Genomic DNA, 19,834 nt, shown 5'->3' on the forward strand with positions numbered 1-19,834 from the left:
GTAGTTTGGTAGACTTTATGTGGAGTCTCGCTGCAATAAGTGAGCTCATAGGTATAATTATTACGTGGTTATTTGTTTTTACTTTTTTATATAACCTTTCTGCAGCGATTAATAAACCTGATAATAGCCGAACTCAACTGTCATTAATTATGATGGTCTCTTATACGTTGAGTTTATACATAGACGCTTATACTCCAGCGCCTTACCTTCAATTATTTGCCTTTGATGTCGTCACCATTGTCGTTATTTTTATTTGGCGGAAGTGCTTTGGTAAGATAATTCCGATTAGTTTTTATTACTTAATAGTAGGGCTGTGTATTAATGCATCGCTTTTTATGGCCATGCATATTGATAGTATTATAAATCCAAATTGCGGATATTGGTGGTTGTGGATGGTTTACGGTATCTCAACACTTATCGTTGACTTCATTATGGCTTTAGTACTTATTACAAATAAAGATATTTTAGGCCTGGTTAAATTTAAAAACAGTGTACTAAATCGTAAAAAACAAGCTGCTGTTTAATGGGGCGCTTTTTGGAAGATTACTTTTGGATGATGGTTTCAATAGCTGAACCTTTTGGTATTTTTATAACGTGGCTATTTGTTTTCACCTTTTTATATAACTTGTCTGCGGCTATTAATAAAACCGATAATAGCCGAACTCAACTCTCATTCATTATGATGGTTTCGTATACTTTGTGTTTATACATAGATATGTATACACCACTTAGGCATTTACAGTTATTTATTTTTGATGCGGTTACGATTGCGACTTTTATTATTTGGCGTTACAGCCTAGGAAAAGTGATCCCTGTCAGCTTTTACTACTTGGTAGGGGGGTTGTCTATTAACGCCACGCTTTTTCTGGCAATGCATGTTGATTTTATAGTAAACCCATATTGCGGTTATTGGTGGTTATGGGGAGTTTACGGGTTAGTGATGCCGCTTGTTGATATAACAATGGCTGTCGTACTTGTTACTAATAAAGATTTGTTAAAACTGGTGTGGTTAACTAAAAAACTAACCACACGTGCTTAATGTATTATTAGAGGCTTAATACCCCTATATTTTTTGCTTTGGTAAAGCACTCACTAGGCTTAATTAGTATTGCAGCCTACTTTTTCTTTGAGTGCTTTTACAATAATAGGGTCTACAAATTCGCTTACATCGCCATGATGACGCGCCACTTCTTTAACTAAAGTAGATGAAATAAAAGAATTCTTTTCAGCCGGTGTTAAAAATACACTTTCAAGGTCGGGGTTTAGGCGGCGATTCATGTTTGCTAATTGAAATTCATAATCAAAGTCAGACACCGCTCTTATACCGCGAATAAGTACGTGTGCATTGTGATCGCGTGCTAAATCGGCCAGTAATCCAGAAAAACCAATGACCTTTACGTTATCTAAGTGGCTTAATATTGTGTTTGCTAGCGCCACACGTTCTTCAAGGTTAAAACATGGCTGTTTACTTGGGTTATTAGCAACAGCAACCAAAACAGTGTCAAACATTTTGGCAGCACGTTGTATTAGGTCTGTATGCCCATTAGTAAGTGGATCAAAAGTGCCGGGGTAAATTGCAGTAACGTTCATAAGGTTCACAAATTATAATTTTGTAGCAGTTTAACAGTGTTTACAGAACAAATCAGCCCAGTTGCTAGTGCAGCCATTAGCGGTAATTTTAAGCGTTGTTTAGGGCGTGTTTTAATTGTTAATTTTGTTTATACTGCCTATCCAAATTTGAGTGTAATGTAGCCAATAGACTATTTGAGTATTAGTATATGAATACCAAGGAAAAAATAATACACACCAGTATTTCGTTGTTTAATGAAAATGGTGAGCGTGCAATCACAACGAACCATATTGCATCGAGCTTAGGGATGAGTCCGGGGAATCTTTATTATCACTTTAAAAATAAAGAAGATATTATTCGCCATATTTTTGCGCTTTACCGTGATCACTTAAGTACACATTTTAAGCCTATTGATAAAGACGACGATGCATTTAGTCATTTAACTGCTTATCTCGACTCGCTATTTGAACTTATGTGGCGTTTTCACTTTTTTTACGACAACCTTGGCGATATCCTCTCTAGAGATACCGACTTAAAACAAGCGTATATTGATTTTCAGCTTGAGTTATTAGAGCAAGTTCGTAACGTTATTTTGGGATTGCGTGATAAAGGCATGATTGCCATTGACGAACAAGACGTGACCGAGTTAGCACACACACTTAAACTCACTGTTAGCTTTTGGACACCTTATATAAAAGCACGAAGACCCAGTGGTGCGTTGGCTGAGCAAGATATTTATTATGGTATTTTAAAAGTATTGGCTTTATTTAGGGCCTACAGCACAGAAAAAAGCAGTGTACAGATGAACCAACTTCGCGAAAAGTACACGGCACTTGCACAACAAGCACCGGCAGTAGCATAACGCCTCATTTATTGGCTGTTTCCTAGACGTTAAAATTTTTGCTATAATCGCGCGCCAAATGCCTGGGAGCGCGAATTCCCGCAGTCTAAGAGTGAACTATGCTTAAATTTATCGTCAAACTACACCCCGAAATAGCTATCAAAAGCCGCTCGGTTCGTAAACGCTTTACTAAAGTGTTAGAAAATAACATTAAAATTGTATTGCGTCGTATTGACGAAAAAGTACAAGTAAGAAACAACTGGGATAACATTTCAGTTGTCACTAAATTAACTGACGCGCAAACTCGGTTAGACTTTATTGATGGTTTGCAACGCATTCCAGGTATAGTGCAATTTATTGAAGTGACCGAAGTCGAATTTAGTACTTTGGACGAAATTTATCAAAAAACCTTTGAGTTAATTGGCCACACAATTGCGGGTAAAACATTTTGTGTACGTGCAAAACGTATAGGCCAACACGACTTTACCTCAACTGATTTAGAGCGTTACGTTGGTGGTGGTTTAAACCAGCATGTTGAAGGTGCTCGCGTAAAGCTTAGCCGCCCAGAGGTGACTATTCGTCTAGAAGTAAAAGATGACAAAGCCTATATTGTTACGCAAACACACTTAGGTATGGCGGGCTTCCCTTTGCCAACTCAAGAAGATGTGCTGTCGTTAATGTCGGGTGGGTTTGACTCAGGTGTTGCTAGCTACCAAATGATACGAAAAGGTGCGCGTACGCACTTTTTGTTCTTTAATTTAGGTGGCGCTGCCCACGAAATTGGCGTTAAACAAGCGAGTTACTTTTTATGGAAAAAATACAGCTCTACTCATAAAGTAAAATTTATTACGGTCGACTTTGAACCTGTTGTTGCCGAAATTTTAGAAAACGTTGAGAACAGCCAAATGGGCGTTGTACTCAAGCGTATGATGATGCGTGCCGGTAGCGCAGTGGCTGAAAAGCTAAATATTCAAGCACTTGTAACGGGTGAGAGTATTGGGCAGGTGTCTAGCCAAACGTTGGCTAACTTAAGTGTTATTGACCGCGTAACTGAAACGCTTATTTTACGTCCACTTATTCAGCACGATAAGCAAGAGATTATTAATATTGCGCGCCAAATTGGTACCGCTGAAATGGCTGAAACTATGCCAGAATACTGTGGTGTTATATCTAAAAAGCCAACGGTAAAAGCAAAAATAGACGTGATTAAAGGCGAAGAAGAAAAGTTCGACTTTGATGTACTTGATACCGTTATAGATAACGCGCGTGTTATGGATGTTCGTGATATCGACGTAGAAGCTAAGCAAGAGCTTAAAGAGGCTGAGTCGGTTGCCGATTTACCGCCTGGCTCTGTGGTTGTTGATATTCGTTCACCAGAAGAAGAGGACGCCGCGCCGCTTGAAATTGAAGGTATTGAAGTAATCCACTTACCGTTTTTCCGCTTAGCTACTAAATTTGGCGACCTACCAAAAGATAAAGATTATTACCTGTATTGCGATAGAGGTGTAATGAGCCAGTTGCAAGCGCTTATTTTACACGAGCAAGGCTTTACAACGGTAAAAGTGTATCGTCCTTAAAGGGTAAGTAAATACGTTAATAGTTTATAAAGCGTGGTTTATACCACGCTTTTTTTTGCCTGAATTTTAGCAAGTAGCTCATTATTTGTAGGGGTATTAATGTTGTAGCGTTTGCCTTGCTCGCTAATATACCCACAAATGGCCTTTATTTCTGTTGGTCTGTTATTAGCAATATCTTGCTGCATTGAAGAGTAATTTTCAGCGGTAAGCGCCATTACGGTGTAAGCATTATTTAACGCATCAGCTAAAGCAATATTCAACCCTTTTGCGTTAGCAACTCTGCAGCCCTCATAAAGTAAACTCATTATCGTTGCGCTAAATACAGGGGCACGCAATTGGCCGTTTTTTATATTGTGAAGTGCAGTTAGTGGGTTAATAGCCACATTAACCAACAGCTTTTCAAATCGAAGTTGCTCAATGTTATTGACCACTTTTAAATTGGGAATTGCTTGAAGTAGTGGTGATATAAATTGTGGGTTTTTAGCTGCAAGTTTATTACAGCCACCAATCATGCTTTGCCCTTCACCGGTATGTTGCACAATGTACTGGGTAGACTTGAATCCGGCCATGCTGGTGGTTAAAAAGTATAGTGCTTGCTTAGTGTGTAACTGAGGAATAAGCTCTTCAATATTTCCCATTCCATTATGAGAAATTACCAGTGTTGAATTATTAGCTAGGTAAGGTTTTACTTGTGTAAACGCGTCTTGAACCTGAAAAGCTTTAACTGTAAAAATAACAACATCATAACGAGGTTGCTGCACCAGTTCACCTAAATTAATAAAGCGTGCATTAATGTTATGTGAAGGGGCATTTTTACGGCTATAAAAACGCGTATTGCAGGTTGGTTTGCGTGTTAAAACATGAACATTATTTTTGTGACTTAAAAAGTGGCTTAGTAACAAGCCAATAGCGCCATCGCCTACAATTAAAATATTAGTCATAGGGATTCTTTTTTCGAGGTGTAAAAATAACTCTTAGTAAAAAGTAACTAGCAGCACCAGCAAAATCAGCGATAAAATCGCCTATAGAGGCTTGCCTATAGGGAAGTGCATCTTGCATTATTTCAATTGATGCGCCGTAACCGGCCAATAACAAAATTTGTGCGTACAAAGGAAGCTTAAACGCTTTATCCATAATAATAGCAAGCACAAAAAAAATCCCAAAATGGGCTACTTTATCAATGTGTGGAAATAGGTTAGCTGCGCCTTTTATTTCTTTGGCAAATAAAAAAGTAAACGCCACGATGCTGAGCAAAAAAACAGCTTGGTAAACACGCCTTGTCACGTAAAATCCTAGAGTAGCTTAAAAAAGAAACTTGAGTATATCAAACTAAATGAGTATCGCACCTGAACAAGATGCAGAAAAATGTAAAGATTTATAGTTTTAGCGTTATAATTGCGTCATAAAAATTAAGATTGAATAGTTAGGAGAAAACCAATGCCTTCATTTGATATTGTATCTGAAGTAGAAATGAACGAAGCACAAAATGCGGTTGATAACGCAAACCGTGAACTTGAGACTCGCTTTGACTTTAGAGGTGTTGATGCATCTATTGAGCTAAACGACAAAACAATTAAACTTAAAGCTGAAGCTGATTCACAGGTTATGCAGTTGTTTGATATTTTAGCCGGTAAAGTTTCTAAGCGTGGTATGGATGTAGCTAGCTTAGAGTTGCAAGATATTAGCCGTGCAGGTAAAAATGTATTTCGTAACGTTGCGCTAAAGCAAGGTATTGAAAAAGATGTGGCTAAAAAAGTAGTAAAAGCCATTAAAGATTCTAAAGTAAAAGTGCAAGCGGCTATTCAAGGCGAGGAAGTACGCGTAACGGGTAAAAAGCGTGATGACTTACAAGCTGCTATGCAAGTGGTGCGTACTGCCGATTTAGGTCAGCCATTTCAGTTTAAAAACTTCCGCGATTAATTATAAAAGCCTTTTTGGGCGCTTTATAAATAAAAAGCCAAATAGCCGCGCAGGTTATTTGGCTTTTTTATAAACGCTACATAGTTTTTGTTTTTAATTGATTCGCTTTTTAGCTGTATAGACGTCCGTTGACATTTTTTATTAAACTCCTCACAATAGCGGCCTATTTTCAAGGTGCTTATTAATCTTTTCAATGGTTTGATTTTTTTAATAAGATAATCGGGAAGTTGGTGCGTTTTCATGATGACTACAATCCCAACACTGCCCCCGCAACGGTAAAGTAATACATAAAGCTATGTACTTACTGAGTCCGGAGACCGGCCTTGATGTAATCTTACTTAGTTCTTTGCGGTGGGCAAAGAAGGGGAACTTCATGTTAAAAAAAACAACTCTTGGCGTTGCAATTACTGCTGCGCTGTCACTATCTGTATCTGCTGCAGAGCAATCAATCGAAACCATTACGGTAACCGCTAATAAGTTTGAACAATCAATTACTAATGTATTAGCGAGTGTAAATGTTATAACTCGTAATGACATTGAAACCAGTAATGTTCGCGACTTACCAACGCTATTAACCACTCAAGTTGGGTTTCAGGTTAACCCTAACGGCGGTTTTGGTCAAAATGCAGGTGTTTCATTGCGCGGTACAGGGTCAGGTGATACGCTCATTTTAATAGACGGTGTACGCACCGGTTCGGCAACGCTTGGTCAAAAAGCATTAAGTAATGTGCCATTAAATAGTATTGAACGCATAGAAATAATTAAAGGTTCACGTGCAGCTATTTATGGCTCTGATGCGTTAGCAGGTGTTATTAATATTATTACTCGGGAGTCAGATAACCTTTCGGTTAGCGCTACGTTTGGATCTGACGCGTACCAAGACTACCAGATTGCTGGCTCTGTAAAAGCAGGCGATGTAACAACGGCTTTTAATGCTGGGTTTGAAAAAACAGATAACTTTGATGTACTCCAAGGTGTTGCTCCCGATGAAGACGGCTTTGAAAACAAAAACCTTGGCTTTAAAGTAAACTATACCGACACACATTTCGGTAACTTTAAGTTACTAGGGCAATACAGTGAAGGCTTTGCTGATTACGACAGCCGCTTTAGTCCTGCCGATAGTACGATTGAGCGAGGGGATTTTAAAAATTACCAGCTTTCGGCTGGTTGGAATAAAGACTATAAAAACCAAACTCACAGCCTTGATATAGCATTTGCAACGGATGATTCAGACAACCGTTATGTTGATTTTTCTCAAGGGCCAACAACGAGTACCTTTGTTACTAAGCGATCACAAATTGACTATAACGGTCAATACCGTTTAAACGACACCTTAAACATTAGTGGTGGCGTTAATTGGTACAACGACGATGTATCGCAAAGCTCAACCATGTTTGAAGTAGAGGAACGTGATGTATTAGCGGTATTTGTTGGCGCCTATTACGATGCGGACGAGTTGCTTGCCAATTTAACCGTTCGCCAAGATGACGATGAGCAATTTGGTAATGAAACAACGTACACAGCGGCAGCTGGCTATCACTTATCTGAAGACGCAACTTTCAGAATAAGCCAAAGCACGGGCTTTAAAGCGCCAACATTTAATGATTTGTACTTTCCTCTTTACGGCAATGCCAATCTTCAACCTGAAACGTCAGTAAATCGCGAGCTTGGCTTAAACATTGACTTTGAAACCGCACGTGTTGATGTCGCTATTTTTAGAAATGAAATTGAAGATAAAATTGCTTACGACACTAATTTTGCACTCACCAATATTAATGAGGCTCAATATGAAGGTGTTGAGTTTAGCCTGGTTAATCAAATTTTTGGTTTTGATAGTAATGTGAATTTTGCTTACCTAAGTGCCGAAGATAAAGAAACAGGCGAAGCGCTTAGAAACGTTGCCAAACGAACCTTTAATTGGGAGTTTGCAAAACAGCTTGGTGCATTTGATATGAGCCTAGCAATGCAATATCGCGGTGAGCGAGCTGGGGCGGTTTCGCAATTGGGTTCGTATACGCTTTGGAATTTAGCGGGCAATTACCAAGTAAATGATGAAATTACGGTGTCGCTTCGTATAGAAAACGTATTCGATAAGGAATACAACGCAGTCGATTCTAACGCTGATTTTACAACAGGGCAGGTGTATTACTACAACACGCCAGAGCGCCGCTTTTTTGCTGGCATAGATTACCAGTTTTAAATAATCTAAATAAAAAGCCCGGTTTTACCGGGCTTTTTTGTGTTTTTACTCAGCTAAAAACTCTTTAAATACGGTTTCAAACTTATGTAATTTTGGTGCGATTAACATACTGCAATAACCCTGTTGTGGGTTTTCGTTGTAGTAATCTTGATGATAGTGCTCAGCAGGGTAGTAAGTTGTCACTGGGCTGACTTCGGTAACAATAGGCTCACTAACATGGGTTTGTAGCTGTTCAATCATAGTGTTAGTAAGCGCAAGTTGTTCGTCATTATGGTAATAAACAACACTTCGGTATTGTGTGCCAATATCGTTACCTTGGCGATTTAATTGCGTAGCATCGTGCAGTGTAAAAAACATCGCGAGCAATGTTTCAAAGCTTACAATAGTGCTATCAAATTCAACTTTTACTACTTCGGCATGGCCCGTTGTACCACTGCATACTGATTTGTATGTTGGATTGTCAGTATTGCCACCGGTATAACCCGAGCTTACATCAGACACGCCATTTACACGCCTAAATGCTGCGTCAATACACCAAAAACAGCCACCACCAAAGGTTGCTACTTGCGTTGTTGAACTCATAATTATTCCTAATATTTGACAAAGGTCACGCAAAGCATAAAGCTTAGCGCCATAACAACAAGGTTACGACGCGTTAGCTTGCTTAGATCTCTTCAAGCGGTTTTTCGGCTGCTTGTTTATTAAGTTTTTGTTGTAAATATTCAGGCGATTGTGTGTTACGAGCAAGCGCATAATACGCTGCTGGCACAACAAATAAAGTAAGTAGCGTTGAAACAATAACCCCGGTAAATACCACAACACCAATTACCATACGGCTTTCAGCGCCAGGGCCTGATGCTAATACCAATGGCACTGAGCTCATAACCGTTGTTAGCGATGTCATTATTATTGGGCGTAAACGTTGTGTAGCCGCTTGTAATATTGCTTCGCTAAATTCTACACCTTTGTCGCGTAATTGGTTGGTAAATTCGACAATGAGTATCCCATTTTTAGCGCTTAACCCTATGAGCATAACAATACCAATTTGGCTGTAAATATTAAGCGTAAGTCCGGTAGACCAAAGGCCAAACATCGCGCCCATTAAACCAAGCGGTACTGTTAGCATAATTACAAATGGGTGCATAAAGCTTTCAAATTGCGCTGCCAATACCAAAAAGGTAACTGTTAGCGCTAATACAAATACGTAGGTCATTGCTGATGCGCCTTCGTAATAAAGCTGAGATTCACCTTTGTAGTCTATTGCGCCGTCAATATCATTTTCTTCTGCGGCAACATTGTTTAAAAAGTTAAGTGCTTGTTCGAGTGTGTAACCATCGGCTAAGTTTGCGCTTAAGGTTATTGAGCGCATACGGTTGTAACGGTTTAAGCGTGAGGCCGTTGCTTCTTCTTTTAAGCTGATTAAGCTGTCTAGCGGAACAAGCTCACCACTGCGTGATTTAAGGTATATATTTGAAATATCGGTCGGGTTATTAAAGTCTTCTTTTGTACCTTTCAAAATTACATCGTATTCTTCACCTCTATCTATAAAGGTTGTCACACGACGCTGACCCAGCATGGTCTCGAGTGTACGACCAACATCAGACACAGACACTCCTAAATCGGCCGCTTTATTTTTATCAATACTTACTAAAAACTGTGGGAATGTTTCTTTGTAATCATGATCGATTCTAACAAGGCCTGGGTTTTGTTCTGCACGTTTGATAATACGGTCACGCCAATCGGCAAGCTGATCATAATCATTACCTTGTAGAACAAATTCAATAGGGCGAGATGAACCGCCACCGCCAATACCTCTGCGCATAATAGCAAACGCACGTACATCGGTGACTTCGCGCATTTTGCCACTAATTTCATCCATTACTTCCCACGTAGAGCGCTTGCGTTTGTCCCAATCAGCCATACCAACAATGGCAACACCGCCGCTACCGCCCCAGCCAGGAACACGAACAAGCACACGGCTTAGCTCGCCAGACTCGGAGTAAGGCATAAGGCGCTCTTCAATTTTTGCCATATTGGCGGCATTATTTTCGTAGCTAGCACCCTCAGGCCCGCTCATCATAATGAAAAAGGTGCCGCGGTCTTCTTTAGGTGTTAGCTCTGATGGCACTTGCAGTAACAGTGAATAACTCACAAAACCCGCTAAAACTAAGCTGACTAACAAGCCCCACTTTTTGGTCATATTTGTTGAAAGTGAATGACGGTAACTGCGCTCTAATTTAGTAAACTGGCGGTCCATCCATTGGCTGAATTTATTTGGCTTGTCGGCGCTTTTTAGAACTTTTGAACACAATGCTGGTGCAAGCGTAAGCGCGGTAACACTTGAGAAAAATACAGCGGCGCTGACAGCCATTGCAAATTCGGTAAATAACGCACCTATTCGGCCATCCATAAATACTAAAGGAACAAACACCGAAATAAGCACCAATGTTGTTGCTACAATTGCAAAACCTACTTCTCGTGCGCCTCTATATGCTGCAAGTAATGGTGGTTCGCCAAGCTCTATGCGGCGGTGAATATTTTCAAGCATTACAATAGCGTCATCAACAACCAAGCCAATAGCAAGAACTAACGCAAGTAGGGTTAGTAAGTTGATAGAATACCCCATAGCGAGCAAAAACATAAAGCTACCTACCAAGGCTACCGGTACAGTAACAGCAGGAATAAGCGTTGCACGAATGTTGCCTAAAAACAAAAATATCACTAAAACAACTAAGCCCATAGAAATGGCAAGCGTGCTATATACTTCGCTAATCGATTCTTTAATGAATACAGACGAGTCGTAACTGTCTTGAATTGTTGTGCCTTCAGGTAGGTTTCGTTTGATTTTTTCAAGCTCACTACGTGCGTTGTCTACCACGGTTAATGTGTTTGCTTTAGCTTGTTTTACAATACCCAGGCCAATCATGTTGCGGCCGTTACCACGGAACAAACTTTCGTCGTCGGCGGCCTCTAGTTGAACATCGGCTACTTCGCCAAGGCGAACTAGATAGCCATCTTCGCCACGTTTAATTACTAAATTTTTAAAGTCGCGCTGATCTTTGTAGCTTCGGGCTGTGCGAACGGTAAAATCGCGATCAATTGATTCAATTTCACCAGCAGGTAACTCAACATTTTCTGTGCGCAGAGTGTTTTCTATATCGCTTGAAGTTATGCCGCGCGCAGCCATTGCTTGGCGGTTTAACCAAATTTTCATAGCGTATTGACGCTCGCCGCCAATTCGTACATTAGATACGCCATCCACAACGGCTAAGCGGTCAACAATAAAGCGCTGTGCATAATCAGAAAGCTGTAATGAGTCCATGGTTTCACTATTAAGTACAAACCATGCAATAGGGCTTTCATCACTGTTTGATTTAGATACCTCAGGCGGACGAACTTGCTCAGGTAAGCTGTCGAGTGCACGTGCGACACGTTCACGTACATCGTTAGATGCTGCATCTATATCGCGGCTAATATTAAATTCAATAGTAATGTTTGAGCGACCATTACGGCTCGACGAATTAATACTTTTAATACCCTCAATACCCGATATACGGTTTTCGATAACTTGGGTTATTTTAGTTTCGATTATCTCCGCTGATGCCCCGGTATATGAGGTGCTGATATTTACAATCGGAGTTTCTATATCGGGGTATTCGCGAAGCGGTAACATGCTAAATGCCACTAAACCAAAGGTGAGTAGCAATAAGTTAATTACAATCGCAAAAACGGGGCGTTTAACGCTAGTGTCGGTAATTTTCACGTATTACCCCTTAACACTAACTTTACTGCCCGAGCGAATTTTAATCAGCCCTTCAGTAATAATTTGCTGGCCATCGGTTAAGCCTTCATCAATAGCTACCCAACCGTTATTTCTGCTTGCAACGTGTACTTCTATTTTGTTTGCTACGCCATCTGTAATTTTAAACACGTAGTGTTTGTCTTGTAGTGGTATAACGGCTTTTTCAGGAACCATAAGTGCTTGGCTTGTACTTAGCTCAAGTGCCGTATTTAGCAACATCCCAGGGCGTAATAGGCCCGATTTATTGGCAAAACTAGCGGTTACTTCAATGCTGCGTGTTACGGCGTCAATACGTGAGCTAATATGCGTTACTTTTCCTGTGAATGTTTGACCGGGGTAAGCGTCGTTTTGCGTTAATACTTTCATGCCAATGGCAAGTTGCGCTAAATATTTTTCAGGGACTTTAAAGTCTACTTTTATAATACTAATATCATCAAGGGTAGTGAGTATGGTTGCATTATTAACATAAGCACCTACAGATATTTCACGTTTACCTAGCAGGCCAGAAAAAGGCGCACGAATGGTCATTTCGCTTAAGGTTGTTTTAGCGCTTTCGAGCTGTGACTTGGCCGCGTCTACAACAGATAACTGCTCTTCTAGCAACGATTTAGCTGTAGACTGTGTACGTGAAAGTTCTGTAAGGCGGTTAAGCTGACGCTTTTCTTCTTGTAAATTAATGCTGAGTTCTTCAACGGCCAATTCTTCTTGTCTGCTTTGCAGTTGCACAAGTTTTTGACCTTTACTCACTAAGTCACCATCTTTGAAAAATATGTCGGTAACGTAGTCGTTTTGTGCGCTTTTGATATAAATAGCTTGATTTGCGCGTGCGCTACCAATTGCTTCTATCATTACAGCGTTTTCTTGGGAGGTGACTGTGTGTGCAGAGACCTGTGTAGACATGTTAGAAAAATTAGCTTGTTCGCCATGGCTTGAGGGTAAATATAAGTAAACACTAAATATTAAAAGTAGTGTAATAATGAATGGAAAAAGAGCTTTGCCTGATTGTCTAGAGTACATCGTTTTCATACCTGAAAATTAATTATAAGTATTGTACGAAATAAGACCGGATAAAGTCTGTTATGTGTCTCATAATTTTGTGCGTTAGGCGTAAAAGTAAGTAATATTAAAGGTGTGTACCGGTTTTTATTTAATTAAAGCGATAAATATATGAATTTTAAAACATCTTGTAAGGCCTGTTTGACAGCCAGAAAGGTAATTTTATGGGCTATTATTATGTTTATATTTTATATGGTTTTTTATCAGTATGGATAAACACACTAAAAAGCGCATTAAATACCGTGCGCAAGGTTCACGTAATGGTATTGAAATCCTGATAGTGGGCGCTATTGGTTTAGTATTTATTATGACATTTAATTTACTAAGATCAGGCGCAATCAGCATTGTTGAAATTTTTTTAGTCAGTGCCTGCCTTGGGGCTATTTTTGTAGGTTTTTTAAAAACCCAAGAACCTTATTACAGCGTAATTTTAAGTGAATCTGCTATTGAATATAGGCATAAATATGGCCGTTGGTGTTTATCTCATAACAACTTTCATTCTTGCGGTGTTCCAAAAGTAGAAAAAGGCTTAGAGCATATAGAGCTAAACGCGGTTGGGATAAAACTAAATGATATTGATGAGTTTTTAATGAATATAACCCCTAGAATTGCGGGTAAATTACTTATAGAACAACGACATTTTTTTATGCAGGCTGTTCAAAATCATTGCAAAAATGGCAATTGCCCATCAGAATGGTTAGTAGAAGATACACAACATCGATCTGCGCGTGGAATTAGCTATAATGGTTTAATAGCTATGTTTGCAAACAGAACCAAGCACTTTAAGTTGTTAACAGGGTATGATTTATTACTACCTGCCAGTGTACTAGATACCGATATTTGGGCTTTTAGCGCTAATTTAAATAAATGGAAGCGCGAGCCACATCAGTTTATAGCGTCGCAGCTTAAAGATTAAACTGCGGCTGTAGGAAAAGACAATGAGCCAAGAAAGAGCCTTTTTAAAAAGTGGTCGTAATACCATAATACATAAAGACAAAAAACTTGATTTAGTGGTTGTTAACTCTGACATCCACCCACGAATTAAAGTAACTCAAAACGGGTTAGAGCCCTTTAAAGAAGAGTTACCAAAAAATAGACGCGACGCAAAAGACCGTTACCTAGAAATGGTATATATAAGTAGTGCTGAAGTCTTTGGTGAAGAAAAGCAGTTACTTTTTATTCAGTCGTTAGATGGGCGGGAATATAAAGTTGATTACAGTAAAATTGGCACTAAATTGTTTGTTCGTATTCATCAAGACGCTTATATGTAAAGCTTAGTGGCACCTTTATTGCTTAAATCACGTCATAGTAATTATTTGACACTTTAAGGTGCTACGAATGAAAGCGTTAGCGTTAATCCCTCTTTTTTCCTGCATTTTTATCACAGCATGCGGCGGTGGCGGCGGTGGCGGCGGTGGTGACAGTACCACAAATATTGAATCCTCTGTGAATGCTGGTCCGGACATACAAGTAATCGAAAAAATTGATTTTACAATTACCGCCCAAGGCTCTCCTGCCGACGGTACTTTTACGTGGCAGCAAGTAAGCGGGCCAAGTATAGACGGCTTTCCACTTGAAGGCGCAGAGCAAACACTTACGGCACCGGATGTTAAAGCAGACAGTGAAATTGTACTAAGGGTCAGCTATCAAAGCACTGGCAATAGCACAGTAAGTGACGACGTTTTAATTTCGGTTAGCTCTAATAATCAGCTCCCTATTGCTGTAATAACACAAACAGCACCAGCTACGCTCCCTTCTGTATACCAAGATACCATTATACTGAGCGGCGTTGATTCCAGTGATCCGGATGAAAATGGGATGGTTAATAGCTATTTTTGGGAACTTATATCAGGCCCTGACTTAGATATTTCCAGTTTTGATGATTCAACATTAAGCTTTACTCACCCTTTATTAGAAGCAAACACGACATTGCTTTGGCGTTTAACGGTTACAGACGATGAGGGTGGCGAAGCCAGTACTCAATTCACGATGAGCCTTAATAAAACCAATGAATTAGTTGCGGCAAATGCAGGGGATGATCAAAATGTTGAAGAATTTGACCAGGTAACATTAGATGCAAGCAATAGCGAAACAGTTACTGATACATACCAGTGTGAATGGCAACAATTAACCGGGAATGCCGAAACACTCAGCAATAGCAAACAGTGTGTATCTAGCTTTTTTGCCTCCGATGTGGACACCAATACCACAGTTAGCTTTGAAGTAACCGTTACCGATTCGAAAGGACGCACCGATACAGATACTGTGTTTATTGATATAACGCCAAAGGCGCTTGGCCTGATAAACGATAGTGGTATGGGAGAATGTTACAACAATACGCAGCGCATAAATTGTGGCAGTGATGACTTTCCTGAGCAAGACGCAGAGCTCGGTCGAGATAGCTTTGCTAACCGCATAGATAAAGCAGGTATAGGTAATCTCGCGTTTGATTATACAAAGCTTAATCAGTTTGCCGACGAGGTGGATGACTCAAGTGAAGACTTTAGCTGTATTCGTGACAACGTAACTGGGCTTGTTTGGGAAGTTAAATCACCGTCGTCTGGTACCTTACCAAACACAACGTTACGGGATGCACAAAACAGCTATTATTGGGACATTGGCGACACAACTACCGATGCAGATAGTACAGCAAATACAACATGCCCTAACGACACAAGCTGTGGCCTACAAACCTATATAAATGAAGTTAATGCTATCGATTTTTGTGGGGGAACAAATTGGCGAGTACCCACGTATACAGAGCTTTTGGGGTTAATTGATTATGGGAAACAAGGGCAAAGCGTTTTAATTGACTTAGCTTTCTTTCCAAATATGTCAGAAGCGGGTGCTATTGATAATGTTAATTTACCTTATTGGACATCTCAAACTGCAGCAGATGGCACCAGTTTATCGCAAGCTTATATTATTGATATGAGCAATGGTAATGACCTTGCCTATCCAAAAGAGAACAACGCATATGTTCGTTTAGTCAGAAGCCGATAGGAGAGTGTTATGAAATTAAAATTATTAAATACGTTTATAGTTTTTGGCTTTAGTTTTAATGTAGCTGCGCAAACATGTTATGGCGGTGCTGACACAACAACCCCAACCGATAGGTTTACCGTTAATGCTGATGGTACAGTATCTGACACTGAAACTGGCCTAATGTGGCAGCGTTGTAGTTATTCTCAAACCTATAATACAGAAACATTACTCTGCGAAGGGTCTACGCCTGCAGTGACGTGGCAAGAAGCTTTACGAGGCGCGACTAACGATACAACTGCAAATTATGATGATTGGCAGGTGCCTAATATTAAAGAGTTAGCCAGTATTTTAGAGCACAGCTGCACAGAGCCAAGCATAAATGAAGTTGTATTTTTAGGCACTAAATCTCAAAACTATTGGTCAAGCACGTCGGGTGTTAGTAGTATGAGCTCGGCCTGGGTGTATCAGTTTGCTAGTGGGCTAAATAGTTTACGCCCTAAAACCAGTGATGTTTATTTACGACTAGTTCGCTACGAAAAATAAATACCAAACAAGTTTGATTAAAAAGCATAGTTATCGGAAGTCGTTTCTGTAGCTGCGCTTTTTTGTTTTTACATAAATTTACTTTATTTCAACAATAAAGCGCTCACAATGATGTTACTGTGCGCGTTTTTTTGCCATTATAGGCGGTGATTTAATTACGAAGGAACATCGCGGTGTATTTAAGCTATTTTGGTCTGAACGAAAAACCTTTTTCGATTTCGCCTAATCCTCATTATTTATTTTTAAGCGAGCGCCATAAAGAAGCCTTAGCACACTTAACCTACGGATTGGGTGAAGACGGTGGTTTTGTATTACTGACGGGTGAAGTAGGCACCGGAAAAACAACAATCACCCGCAGCATGCTAGAGCAATTACCTGAAAATACACAAGTAGCGATGATTCATAATCCTGCTCTATCAGAACTAGAGCTGTTAGCCAGTATTTGTGATGAATTGAAGATTAGTTATGACGCACACAACGCGACGCTTAAAAGTTTAACTGACATAATTAAAAAGCACTTAGAGAGTAATAACAAGGCTGGTGGCCATACTATTTTAATTATTGATGAAGCGCAGTTACTTGCCCCCAATGTGCTAGAGCAACTTCGTTTGTTAACTAATATAGAAACCGATCATAAAAAACTGCTGCAAATCGTGCTAGTAGGTCAGCCTGAATTACAAGATTTACTAAAACGTAATGAGTTACGGCAGCTTGCTCAACGGATCACAGCGCGTTATCACTTATTACCTTTAACACAAGGGCAAACAGTCGCGTACATAAAGCATCGTCTACATATTGCAGGGTGTGATAAAGGTTTATTTTCAATGGATGCAATGCAGATGGTTCATAAAATGACAGGCGGTGTACCACGGTTAATGAATTTAGTATGTGAACGTGCTTTGGTGGGAACGTTTTCTAAGCAGCAACTCGTTGTCGATGCCGACATTGTTAAACAATCTGCGCAAGAGTCATTACCTACCGACTTTGTTGCAACAACGAATAAACCTGAGCAGTCGCCATCGATTTTAATTTATTGCTTTGCTTTTGGCGCTTTGTTTGCCGCAGGTATTGGGCTTTCCTTTATTTTATAGTTAGGTGATGTATGTCTTATTTACTAGATGCATTAAAGCAATCTCAACAAGCTGATATGAGCGCCGAGCAATACGATTTACAATCGGAGCAGTTAAAACAGCAACAAGCACTCGCTCGTTACCGCCGTATCGCCTTTGTTTTGGGTGGTAGCTTGGCTGCCTTTGTAACGGTGGCGGCCGGATTTACTTTTGGTAAATGGGTGCAATCACCTGGCTCTGTTGAACTCTCAAATGTAGTTAGCACTCAAAGTAATGAACAAGTAACGACCGAGTTACAGACAGCAGCATTATCTGCCACTGAACAAGCTGAGGTGAATGTAAAGCCTAAACCTGAAAAAGCGCCAAGCAACACAGCGACTATTGAAGGGCAGTTAGTGCATGTGCAAACACCTACGGGTATTCAGCAAATGCTATTAACGCCAACGGGGCAGTATATTCCGATGCCATCAACAGGTGCAGCTAACGGCATTCAACAAATTTATAATCAGTCTCAGCTTTTAAATACGCAAAATTATAATCAGCTAAACCAAGGTCAACTTAATTCAAATACACAGTTAACTTATAACCAAGGTGGTTTTGAACAAACTCAAAGTACGTCGTCAGCAAGTATTGATATGAGTAAATATAAAGTGTTGGGTAAGCCAATTAATGATGTAGCGCAAGCTGAACCTAAAAGTGACCCTGAGCTTGATGCTGTACCAACTACACTTAAAAATGCGTTTGCCCAGGCAGTGCAAGATGTCGATAGAAATCAAGATTATGAGGTAACCCAGGCCTCTAAATCGTCATCTCGGGTAGAGCCTGTAGAATTGTTACCAGATGGCCTACAAGCCATGCTACCAAGTATTAAATACCAAGCACATATTTATTCATCAAGTGCAGATAAACGCTGGATAAAGCTAAATGGGCGAGAGCTTCACGAAGGTGATAGCATTGGTGCATTAATGGTTAAAGAAATTACACCTGAGCAAAGCGTGATTGATTTTGACGGTTATGAGTTTAGTTTGAAAGCCCTCCAAGACTGGCCAGAGTGACAAGCAAGTATAAGCTCAATGAGTAAGTAACATTGAGCTTATAATGACAATTTAAGGTAATACAGAGTTTTTGTAAAAGCGCTCTAAATCAATATTGAAATCGCTGGCTTTTACGGTTGTTTCGAGTGAGTCTTCAGTTCGTTTGTTCGATAAATCAATATCAAGCACTTCTGTGTAACGGCTGTGCTTTGCACTATAAAACGTTTTAACAACCGGCTTTAATGGCATCGCTGGGTTACTTTCTGTCACAAGCCCAACTTTTTGGCTTGAAAGCTTTACTAATGTGCCCACTGGGTGAATTCCAATACACTGAATAAACTTAGTTAGTAAAGCGCCGTCAAAGCTATCTGGGCAGCCATCTTTTAATATTTTAAATGCCTTGATGGGTTCCATGCCCGATTTATAAACTCGCTCTGCTGTTAGGGCGTCGTAAACATCTACAATAGAAGCCATGCGAACATACTGGCTTATTTCACTCCCTTTTTTACCAAAAGGGTAACCAGTACCGTCAATACGTTCATGGTGCATGCCTGCAATATCTACAGCAATACCCGTTAAACCTGACTCTTCTAAAATTTGTTTAGAGTAAACCGCATGCTGCTTCATTATTTTAAATTCTGCTTCGGTTAAACGCCCAGGTTTATTGAGGACTTCATCTGGCGTTTTTATTTTACCAATATCATGAAGTAAGGCCCCCGTTGTAAGCTCAACGATGATATCTTTTTCAATATTAAGGTGTTTTGCAAAAATACCCATTAAAATAGATACGTTAATGGAGTGCTCAAGCAAATATGCATCTTTTTGGCGCATTTGCGTAAGGCAGGCTAGGGCATCTTGGTTTCTAAAAACTGAATCCATAAACCCATTAGCAAGCTCTCTAAATGGAGCAATATCGATGTTCAGGCCAGACTTTATATCTTTAAATGCTTTTACTTGCAGTGTTTTAGCTTCGTCATAAAGCTTTTTAGCTTTATTCATTTCTTGAGCTGCACTATGCGTTTTTTGCCAAGGGTCGCGTTTTATTTTTGTGGCAGGTGCTTTGTTTTGTTCTTTTTCAGGTACTGTTTCGGTGAGTGTTTTATCTGGGTCGATTTCGACCTCTAAAATACCCGCTTTAATTAGCTTATCAATACTGGTTTGGGTTTTTACCCAGCCTTGGCTTTTTATTTTTACTCTGCCCGTTTGTTTTGTAACGTTTTGCACAAACATTCCGGG

General features: G+C 39.9%; 19 protein-coding genes and 1 riboswitch. Of the genes, 12 read left to right on the forward strand and 7 right to left on the reverse strand.

The genetic code is table 11. The features are described from left to right. Positions 1–17 precede the first annotated feature (17 nt). Together ACFI34_RS10490 and ACFI34_RS10495 are read left to right on the forward strand one after the other, a co-directional pair. Complete coding sequence (locus tag ACFI34_RS10490; protein ID WP_462673555.1) at positions 18–524, forward strand: hypothetical protein; 507 nt, start codon at positions 18–20, stop codon at positions 522–524. Further along, on the forward strand, positions 524–1,039 hold the full coding sequence (locus ACFI34_RS10495) for a hypothetical protein (RefSeq protein WP_462673439.1): 516 nt from the start codon (positions 524–526) through the stop codon (positions 1,037–1,039). Before ACFI34_RS10490 ends, ACFI34_RS10495 begins: the two co-directional genes overlap by 1 nt. Positions 1,040–1,098: 59 nt before the next feature. On the opposite strand, the gene coaD is transcribed toward ACFI34_RS10495, so the two are convergent. After that, positions 1,099–1,590: a pantetheine-phosphate adenylyltransferase gene (gene coaD / locus ACFI34_RS10500; RefSeq protein WP_006791542.1), complete on the reverse strand. Its 492-nt coding sequence runs from the start codon at positions 1,588–1,590 to the stop codon at positions 1,099–1,101. 188 nt (positions 1,591–1,778) lie between these two features. On the opposite strand from coaD, the gene ACFI34_RS10505 reads away from it, so the two are divergent. Continuing rightward, entirely contained in the window at positions 1,779–2,432 is a 654-nt protein-coding gene (locus tag ACFI34_RS10505) for a TetR/AcrR family transcriptional regulator (protein ID WP_462673440.1), read from the forward strand. Between the two features lie 98 nt (positions 2,433–2,530). Further along, the gene (gene thiI, locus ACFI34_RS10510) at positions 2,531–3,988 is read left to right on the forward strand and encodes a tRNA uracil 4-sulfurtransferase ThiI (protein WP_008129371.1); all 1,458 of its coding nucleotides are present in this window, start codon (positions 2,531–2,533) and stop codon (positions 3,986–3,988) included. A 38-nt stretch (positions 3,989–4,026) separates the two neighbouring features. Here thiI and ACFI34_RS10515 read toward each other — a convergent pair whose 3' ends face one another. Next, complete coding sequence (locus ACFI34_RS10515) at positions 4,027–4,929, reverse strand: ketopantoate reductase family protein (RefSeq protein WP_462673441.1); 903 nt, start codon at positions 4,927–4,929, stop codon at positions 4,027–4,029. After that, the gene (locus ACFI34_RS10520; RefSeq protein ID WP_006791537.1) at positions 4,922–5,272 is read right to left on the reverse strand and encodes a VanZ family protein; all 351 of its coding nucleotides are present in this window, start codon (positions 5,270–5,272) and stop codon (positions 4,922–4,924) included. The genes ACFI34_RS10515 and ACFI34_RS10520 overlap by 8 nt, the downstream gene beginning before the upstream one ends. A gap of 153 nt (positions 5,273–5,425) precedes the next feature. Here ACFI34_RS10520 and ACFI34_RS10525 point away from each other — a divergent pair, with 153 nt between their 5' ends. After that, on the forward strand, positions 5,426–5,908 hold the full coding sequence (locus ACFI34_RS10525) for a YajQ family cyclic di-GMP-binding protein (RefSeq protein ID WP_006791536.1): 483 nt from the start codon (positions 5,426–5,428) through the stop codon (positions 5,906–5,908). Between the two features lie 176 nt (positions 5,909–6,084). After that, positions 6,085–6,248, forward strand: a riboswitch (cobalamin riboswitch). Positions 6,249–6,281: 33 nt separating this feature from the next. Continuing rightward, positions 6,282–8,108 carry a TonB-dependent receptor domain-containing protein gene (locus ACFI34_RS10530; protein WP_462673442.1) on the forward strand — a complete coding sequence of 609 codons (1,827 nt, stop codon included), beginning with the start codon at positions 6,282–6,284 and terminating at the stop codon, positions 8,106–8,108. A 45-nt stretch (positions 8,109–8,153) separates the two neighbouring features. Here ACFI34_RS10530 and msrA read toward each other — a convergent pair whose 3' ends face one another. The 3 genes from msrA to ACFI34_RS10545 form a co-directional block, all read right to left on the reverse strand. Then, the gene (msrA, locus tag ACFI34_RS10535; RefSeq protein ID WP_010556971.1) at positions 8,154–8,690 is read right to left on the reverse strand and encodes a peptide-methionine (S)-S-oxide reductase MsrA; all 537 of its coding nucleotides are present in this window, start codon (positions 8,688–8,690) and stop codon (positions 8,154–8,156) included. An 82-nt stretch (positions 8,691–8,772) separates the two neighbouring features. Further along, positions 8,773–11,871 carry an efflux RND transporter permease subunit gene (locus ACFI34_RS10540; RefSeq protein WP_462673443.1) on the reverse strand — a complete coding sequence of 1,033 codons (3,099 nt, stop codon included), beginning with the start codon at positions 11,869–11,871 and terminating at the stop codon, positions 8,773–8,775. A gap of 3 nt (positions 11,872–11,874) precedes the next feature. Continuing rightward, positions 11,875–12,927 carry an efflux RND transporter periplasmic adaptor subunit gene (locus ACFI34_RS10545; protein ID WP_462673444.1) on the reverse strand — a complete coding sequence of 351 codons (1,053 nt, stop codon included), beginning with the start codon at positions 12,925–12,927 and terminating at the stop codon, positions 11,875–11,877. 247 nt (positions 12,928–13,174) lie between these two features. Here ACFI34_RS10545 and ACFI34_RS10550 point away from each other — a divergent pair, with 247 nt between their 5' ends. The 6 genes from ACFI34_RS10550 (at position 13,175) to ACFI34_RS10575 (ending at position 18,619) form a co-directional block, all read left to right on the forward strand. After that, on the forward strand, positions 13,175–13,882 hold the full coding sequence (locus ACFI34_RS10550; protein ID WP_462673445.1) for a DUF2982 domain-containing protein: 708 nt from the start codon (positions 13,175–13,177) through the stop codon (positions 13,880–13,882). Positions 13,883–13,904: 22 nt separating this feature from the next. Next, positions 13,905–14,237, forward strand: coding sequence for a hypothetical protein (locus ACFI34_RS10555; RefSeq protein ID WP_010556974.1), 333 nt, complete (start codon positions 13,905–13,907; stop codon positions 14,235–14,237). Between the two features lie 67 nt (positions 14,238–14,304). Then, positions 14,305–15,969 carry an Lcl C-terminal domain-containing protein gene (locus tag ACFI34_RS10560; protein WP_462673446.1) on the forward strand — a complete coding sequence of 555 codons (1,665 nt, stop codon included), beginning with the start codon at positions 14,305–14,307 and terminating at the stop codon, positions 15,967–15,969. A 9-nt stretch (positions 15,970–15,978) separates the two neighbouring features. Then, complete coding sequence (locus ACFI34_RS10565; protein ID WP_462673447.1) at positions 15,979–16,494, forward strand: Lcl C-terminal domain-containing protein; 516 nt, start codon at positions 15,979–15,981, stop codon at positions 16,492–16,494. A 173-nt stretch (positions 16,495–16,667) separates the two neighbouring features. After that, positions 16,668–17,585 (forward strand): ExeA family protein, encoded by a 918-nt coding sequence (locus ACFI34_RS10570; protein ID WP_462673448.1) that lies wholly within the window; start codon positions 16,668–16,670, stop codon positions 17,583–17,585. 11 nt (positions 17,586–17,596) lie between these two features. Next, complete coding sequence (locus ACFI34_RS10575; protein ID WP_462673449.1) at positions 17,597–18,619, forward strand: general secretion pathway protein GspB; 1,023 nt, start codon at positions 17,597–17,599, stop codon at positions 18,617–18,619. A gap of 51 nt (positions 18,620–18,670) precedes the next feature. Here the strand turns inward: ACFI34_RS10575 and ACFI34_RS10580 are convergent, their stop codons facing one another. After that, complete coding sequence (locus ACFI34_RS10580) at positions 18,671–19,828, reverse strand: HD-GYP domain-containing protein (RefSeq protein WP_462673556.1); 1,158 nt, start codon at positions 19,826–19,828, stop codon at positions 18,671–18,673. Positions 19,829–19,834 lie beyond the last annotated feature (6 nt).

The organism is Pseudoalteromonas sp. PSi26 (assembly GCF_054960575.1).

Coding starts and splice junctions, on each gene's coding strand:
- ACFI34_RS10515 (WP_462673441.1), bottom strand. CDS start 4,929: ATGACTAATATTTTAATTGTAGGCGATGGCGCTATTGGCTTGTTACTA.
- ACFI34_RS10530 (WP_462673442.1), top strand. CDS start 6,282: ATGTTAAAAAAAACAACTCTTGGCGTTGCAATTACTGCTGCGCTGTCA.
- ACFI34_RS10495 (WP_462673439.1), top strand. CDS start 524: ATGGGGCGCTTTTTGGAAGATTACTTTTGGATGATGGTTTCAATAGCT.
- ACFI34_RS10505 (WP_462673440.1), top strand. CDS start 1,779: ATGAATACCAAGGAAAAAATAATACACACCAGTATTTCGTTGTTTAAT.
- ACFI34_RS10560 (WP_462673446.1), top strand. CDS start 14,305: ATGAAAGCGTTAGCGTTAATCCCTCTTTTTTCCTGCATTTTTATCACA.
- ACFI34_RS10575 (WP_462673449.1), top strand. CDS start 17,597: ATGTCTTATTTACTAGATGCATTAAAGCAATCTCAACAAGCTGATATG.
- coaD (WP_006791542.1), bottom strand. CDS start 1,590: ATGAACGTTACTGCAATTTACCCCGGCACTTTTGATCCACTTACTAAT.
- ACFI34_RS10490 (WP_462673555.1), top strand. CDS start 18: ATGTGGAGTCTCGCTGCAATAAGTGAGCTCATAGGTATAATTATTACG.
- thiI (WP_008129371.1), top strand. CDS start 2,531: ATGCTTAAATTTATCGTCAAACTACACCCCGAAATAGCTATCAAAAGC.
- ACFI34_RS10580 (WP_462673556.1), bottom strand. CDS start 19,828: ATGTTTGTGCAAAACGTTACAAAACAAACGGGCAGAGTAAAAATAAAA.
- ACFI34_RS10525 (WP_006791536.1), top strand. CDS start 5,426: ATGCCTTCATTTGATATTGTATCTGAAGTAGAAATGAACGAAGCACAA.
- msrA (WP_010556971.1), bottom strand. CDS start 8,690: ATGAGTTCAACAACGCAAGTAGCAACCTTTGGTGGTGGCTGTTTTTGG.
- ACFI34_RS10565 (WP_462673447.1), top strand. CDS start 15,979: ATGAAATTAAAATTATTAAATACGTTTATAGTTTTTGGCTTTAGTTTT.
- ACFI34_RS10550 (WP_462673445.1), top strand. CDS start 13,175: ATGGATAAACACACTAAAAAGCGCATTAAATACCGTGCGCAAGGTTCA.
- ACFI34_RS10555 (WP_010556974.1), top strand. CDS start 13,905: ATGAGCCAAGAAAGAGCCTTTTTAAAAAGTGGTCGTAATACCATAATA.
- ACFI34_RS10545 (WP_462673444.1), bottom strand. CDS start 12,927: ATGTACTCTAGACAATCAGGCAAAGCTCTTTTTCCATTCATTATTACA.